The sequence below is a fragment of the Acidovorax sp. KPB24-07 genome, from assembly GCF_057543315.1.
Map to the genome: position 1 here is coordinate 1 of NZ_BAAJYS010000290.1, position 4,282 is coordinate 4,282.

The window sequence follows — 4,282 nt, forward strand, 5'->3', positions numbered from 1 at the left end:
TTCGCGGCACGGGCGGCGCGCTGGTCGAGGGGCCGAGGGCGAGCGCCAGCTGCACATCGGCCTGCCCCGCGCCGCCTTGCCCGCGCAGGTGCGCGATGCGGTGCAGGCGTGGCTCATGCGCGATGCGCGCCAGCGCTTCACCGCGCGGCTGGACCACTTCGCGCCGCTGCTGGGCGTGCGCTGGAGCAGCCTGCGCCTGTCCAGCGCCCAGACGCGCTGGGGCAGCGCGCGCAGCGACGGCTCCATCCGCCTCAATTGGCGGCTGCTGCACTACCGCCCCGCGGTCATCGACTACGTGGTCGCCCACGAGCTGTCCCACCTGCGGGTGATGGACCACAGCCCGCGCTTTTGGGACACCGTGCGCAGCGTCGTGCCCGACTACGCCGACCTGCGAGGGCGCCTGCGCGACGAACCCGCGCCGCCCTGGGATTGACGCCGCGCCCAAGCCCCTGGCGCCAGTGCTTGAAAGCCCGCGCGGCCCGGTTGCGGGTGCTGACAAAATGCCGCGCATGACTTCCAAAGCTTCTTCCTCTTCCTCCGCTCCCGCTGCTCCCTCCACGGTTCCGGACGGCGGTCCGCAGCCGGCCGAAGGCTATGCGGGCGATGTGTCGCCACAGCTCGCATGGCAATGGGTGCAGTCGGGCCAGGCCGTGCTGGTAGACGTGCGCACCGATGCCGAGCGCGACTGGGTCGGCTTCGTGCCCGGCGCCGTTGCCGTGCCCTGGAAGCACTGGCCCGGCATGGCGCCCAACCCCCAGTACGACGCCGCCATCCTCGCCGCCGTGCCCCCGGGTCGCCAGGCCGTGCTGCTGTGCCGCAGCGGCGTGCGCTCGGTGGCGGCCGCGCGGCGCGCCACGGAGCTGGGGCTCAAGGCGTACAACATTCTGGAAGGCTTCGAGGGTGACCCCGACGAGAACGGCCACCGCAATCTGAAGGGCGGCTGGCGCTTTCGCGGCCTGCCGTGGCGCCAGGGCTGAGCGCGAAGGGCTCGCTGCCTTGCCATCGCCCGCCGCCGCGCCTGCCGCAACGAAAACGGGCCCGTGAGGGCCCGTTGGGAGGCGCGCGCCGCAGCGCGCTTTGACGGACGGTCAGAGCGCGGGAATGCGCAGCTTCTGGCCGGGGTAGATCTTGTCGGGGTGCGTCAGCATGGGCTGGTTGGCCTCGAAGATCTTGGGGTACTTGTTGGCGTCGCCGTAGAACTTCTTGGCGATGGCCGAGAGGGTGTCGCCGCGCACCACGTCGTGGTATTGCGCTTCGGGCTCGGGATTCGTGACGGACATCTGGTTGTCCACGCTGGTCACGCTGGCCACATTGCCGCAGCACAGGGTCACCTTCTCCTTGGCGGCCTGCGTGGGCGCTTCGCCCTTCACGGTGACCTTGCCCTCGGGGCCTGCGAACGCCACCTGGACGTTGCTCACGCCGAGGTTCTGCGAGGCGATGTAGGTCTCGATGGCCTTGCCCGCCTTGGCGTTCAGTTCGTCCTGCGTGGGGGCTGCCGCCGTTGCGGCCTGGGCATCCTTGCCGCCGAACAGTTTTTCGCCGGCTTCCTTGATGAAGCTGAAAAGTCCCATGTGCTGGCTCCTTGGTATGGTCTGTGGATCGGACCGGCCACTGTAGCGCCATCGCCAGTCCGGCCCGTGTCGGACAGCCGCCCGAAGGGCCAGGCAGCTCCCGCAAGCGGTGCCGCGTGCCGCGATATCCGCGAGCCGGCGCCGCAGAGTCCGCGTGTCGCGTGCGGGTAAACATGCGCGTCAAGGCGATTTGTAAAACTCGTGATAATCCCGCATGACTTTTCTGGCCATCGACGTCGGCAACACCCGCCTCAAATGGGCGATGTACGACGCTCCCCAGCCGGGCGCCGCAGTGCTCGCCCACGGCGCTGAATTCCTGGACAACATCGAACGGCTGGCGGAAAGCTCGTGGGCCGGGCTGCCCGTGCCCGAGCGCATGCTGGGCTGCGTGGTGGCGGGCGACGCCGTGCGTCGCCGCGTGATGGAGCAGATGGAGCTGTGGGACGTGCTGCCGCAGTGGGTGGTGTCGTCCGCGCAGGAGGCCGGCCTGGTCAATGGCTACGACCATCCCACGCGCCTGGGCTCGGACCGCTGGGTGGCCATGATCGGCGCGCGCCATCGCCTGCTGTCGCAGGGCCCGGCGCGCCCGCTGATCGTGGTGATGGTCGGCACGGCCGTGACGGTCGAGGCGATCGACGCGCAGGGCCGCTTCCTGGGCGGGCTGATCCTGCCCGGCCACGGGATCATGCTGCGGGCGCTCGAATCCGGCACGGCGGGCCTGCATGTGCCCACGGGCGAGGTGAGCCTGTTTCCCACCAACACGAGCGATGCGCTCACGAGCGGCGGCACCTACGCCATCGCCGGCGCGGTCGAGCGCATGGTGCAGCACATCACGCAGCACTGCAGCGAAGCGCCCGCCTGCATGATGACCGGCGGCGCGGGCTGGAAGATGGCGCCCAGCATGACCCGGCCGTTCGACCTGGTCGAGAACCTGATCTTCGACGGCCTGCTGGCCATCGCCGAACAGCGCTTCGCAAAGACCGCCGCGGAGCGGGACGAGGGCCGGGACCGCCGCTGAAAGGCGGGGGCTAGCCTTCGGCCAGTTCGGTCTGGGCCAGTTCCACGCCCAGCCGCTCCAGCGCATCGGCGGGCTGGGTGGTGGCGACTTCCTCGTACAGGCGCGTGGCGTCGCCCATGCGCTGGTCGCCTTCCAGGATGAGCAGCGCGTTGGCGTATTCGATCTTGCCGATCACCGAGTCCGGGTTGATGGCGAAGGCCTCCTCGAAAAGCCGCAGGCTGCTGGCCTTGCGGGCGCCATAGGTCATGCTGCCCACCATCTCGCCGACCTTGTCGATGATCTCGGCATGGAACACGGCCAGCGCCAGCCGCGCATCGGCATGGATGGGCGACAGCACGATGGCCTGCTCCAGCGTCTTGCGCACGCGGCTGCCCAGGCCCTGCGCCATGGCCTTGGCCACGCTGATCCCCTGGCTGTAGCGGCCGATGGCATAGGCATGCCAGAACCAGGCGTTGGGGTTGGTGGGCTCTGCCCGCATCTGCTCGCTGGCCCGCTCGGCCGCTTCGGTCAGCAGCGCCAGGCGCCGGTCCTCGTGCGGCTCCAGGTAATTCGCATAGACGATGGTGGCCTTGTTGGCCACGGTGATCCCGGCACCGCCGGCCGCCAGCCCGGCGCGGGCCGCCTCCTCGAAGGCGCCGCGGTGAAAGAGCACCCAGGCGTCGAGCACGGCGGCATCGTCCGGACAGGGCTCGGCATCGCCCGCATGCAGGCGCTTCCATTGGCTGCGCACCGAAGCGGCGGTGAAGGGGTAGGCGTCGGAGTACGGGAAGGGCGTCCAGGGCTTCACGGTGCGTCTCCTCGGGGTGGGGTGGGTCGGTCAGGCGGCCAGGGCCTGGGTGCTGTAGGCGCCGCTCAGCGCCTGCAGGTGCTCGCGCTGGCTGTCTTCCAGGTAGGGCATGAGCAGGTCCAGCACATGGTGCGCGCCCCGCAGCAGGGCGCTCTGCGCGCTCTCGGGCTCCAGGGCGTGCCGCGGATCGCTCACGTATTCGAAGCTCAGCCAGTAGGTCAGCACCACCACCATGCTGGTGGCCATGGAGCCGGCATCGCGGGTGCCCAGGCGCAGGGCGCCGGTGCGCTCCATGCCGCCCAGCAGCGTGCGCAGGGCCTGGGTCTTGCGCCCGAGCAGGGTCTGGAAGTGGGTCTCCAGGCGGCGGTTGCGGGACAGCAGGTCGTTCAGGTCGCGGTACAGGAAGCGGTACTGCCAGATCAGTTCGAACAGCGTGTGCAGGAAGAACCAGGCGTCTTCCACGTCGCGCACGCTGTCGGCCGCATCCAGCAGCTCGTTCAGGGCCGCCTCGTAGCGCGAGAACAGCACGTTGACCAGCTCGTCCTTGGCCGGGTAGTGGTAGTAGAGATTGCCCGGGCTGATGCCCAGCTCGGCGGAGATCGCGGTCGTCGACACGTTGGGCTCGCCAAAGCGGTTGAACAGCTCCAGCGTGGATTCCAGAATGCGCTCGGCAGTGCGGCGCGGCGCTTTTTTCACCATATCGGCGGCCTCCCGGTGCGTGGGTGGTTGTCTCTTTCACCCACTCTAACCGAGGTGGTCCGTCCGCACGGTGTTGCAGTGCATCATGCAAGGAATAGGCAATCCTTTGGAATGCCCGCTTCCTGCAGGGCGGCCGCACCGCCCGGATCGTCAGTCGGCCGGCGGTTTGGGGGCCCTGGGGCGCGCCGCGGCGGCGGTCTTGCGGGC

General features: G+C 69.6%; 6 protein-coding genes. 3 read left to right on the forward strand and 3 right to left on the reverse strand.

Annotated features, from left to right (window positions below; all coding sequences use genetic code 11):
- Positions 1-433, forward strand: a 433-nt coding sequence (locus tag AC27IQ_RS19470; protein ID WP_487090468.1) for a M48 family metallopeptidase, incomplete at its 5' end; no start/stop codon positions are given.
- Positions 434-509: 76 nt separating this feature from the next.
- Positions 510-977 carry a rhodanese-like domain-containing protein gene (locus tag AC27IQ_RS19475; protein WP_317353208.1) on the forward strand — a complete coding sequence of 156 codons (468 nt, stop codon included), beginning with the start codon at positions 510-512 and terminating at the stop codon, positions 975-977.
- A 111-nt stretch (positions 978-1,088) separates the two neighbouring features.
- Here AC27IQ_RS19475 and lysM read toward each other — a convergent pair whose 3' ends face one another.
- Entirely contained in the window at positions 1,089-1,571 is a 483-nt protein-coding gene (gene lysM, locus AC27IQ_RS19480) for a peptidoglycan-binding protein LysM (RefSeq protein WP_272565189.1), read from the reverse strand.
- A gap of 214 nt (positions 1,572-1,785) precedes the next feature.
- Here lysM and AC27IQ_RS19485 point away from each other — a divergent pair, with 214 nt between their 5' ends.
- Positions 1,786-2,589, forward strand: a complete 804-nt coding sequence (locus AC27IQ_RS19485) for a type III pantothenate kinase (protein ID WP_487090469.1) — start codon at positions 1,786-1,788, stop codon at positions 2,587-2,589.
- A gap of 10 nt (positions 2,590-2,599) precedes the next feature.
- Here AC27IQ_RS19485 and AC27IQ_RS19490 read toward each other — a convergent pair whose 3' ends face one another.
- The gene (locus AC27IQ_RS19490) at positions 2,600-3,376 is read right to left on the reverse strand and encodes a tetratricopeptide repeat protein (RefSeq protein ID WP_284398069.1); all 777 of its coding nucleotides are present in this window, start codon (positions 3,374-3,376) and stop codon (positions 2,600-2,602) included.
- Positions 3,377-3,406: 30 nt separating this feature from the next.
- A complete protein-coding gene (locus AC27IQ_RS19495; RefSeq protein ID WP_272565186.1) occupies positions 3,407-4,075 on the reverse strand; it encodes a TetR/AcrR family transcriptional regulator in 669 nt (222 codons plus the stop codon).
- Positions 4,076-4,282: the final 207 nt, after the last annotated feature.

Bases quoted from the DNA above. Each gene is read 5' to 3' on its own strand.
- lysM (WP_272565189.1), bottom strand. From the start codon at position 1,571: ATGGGACTTTTCAGCTTCATCAAGGAAGCCGGCGAAAAACTGTTCGGC.
- AC27IQ_RS19485 (WP_487090469.1), top strand. From the start codon at position 1,786: ATGACTTTTCTGGCCATCGACGTCGGCAACACCCGCCTCAAATGGGCG.
- AC27IQ_RS19475 (WP_317353208.1), top strand. From the start codon at position 510: ATGACTTCCAAAGCTTCTTCCTCTTCCTCCGCTCCCGCTGCTCCCTCC.
- AC27IQ_RS19495 (WP_272565186.1), bottom strand. From the start codon at position 4,075: ATGGTGAAAAAAGCGCCGCGCCGCACTGCCGAGCGCATTCTGGAATCC.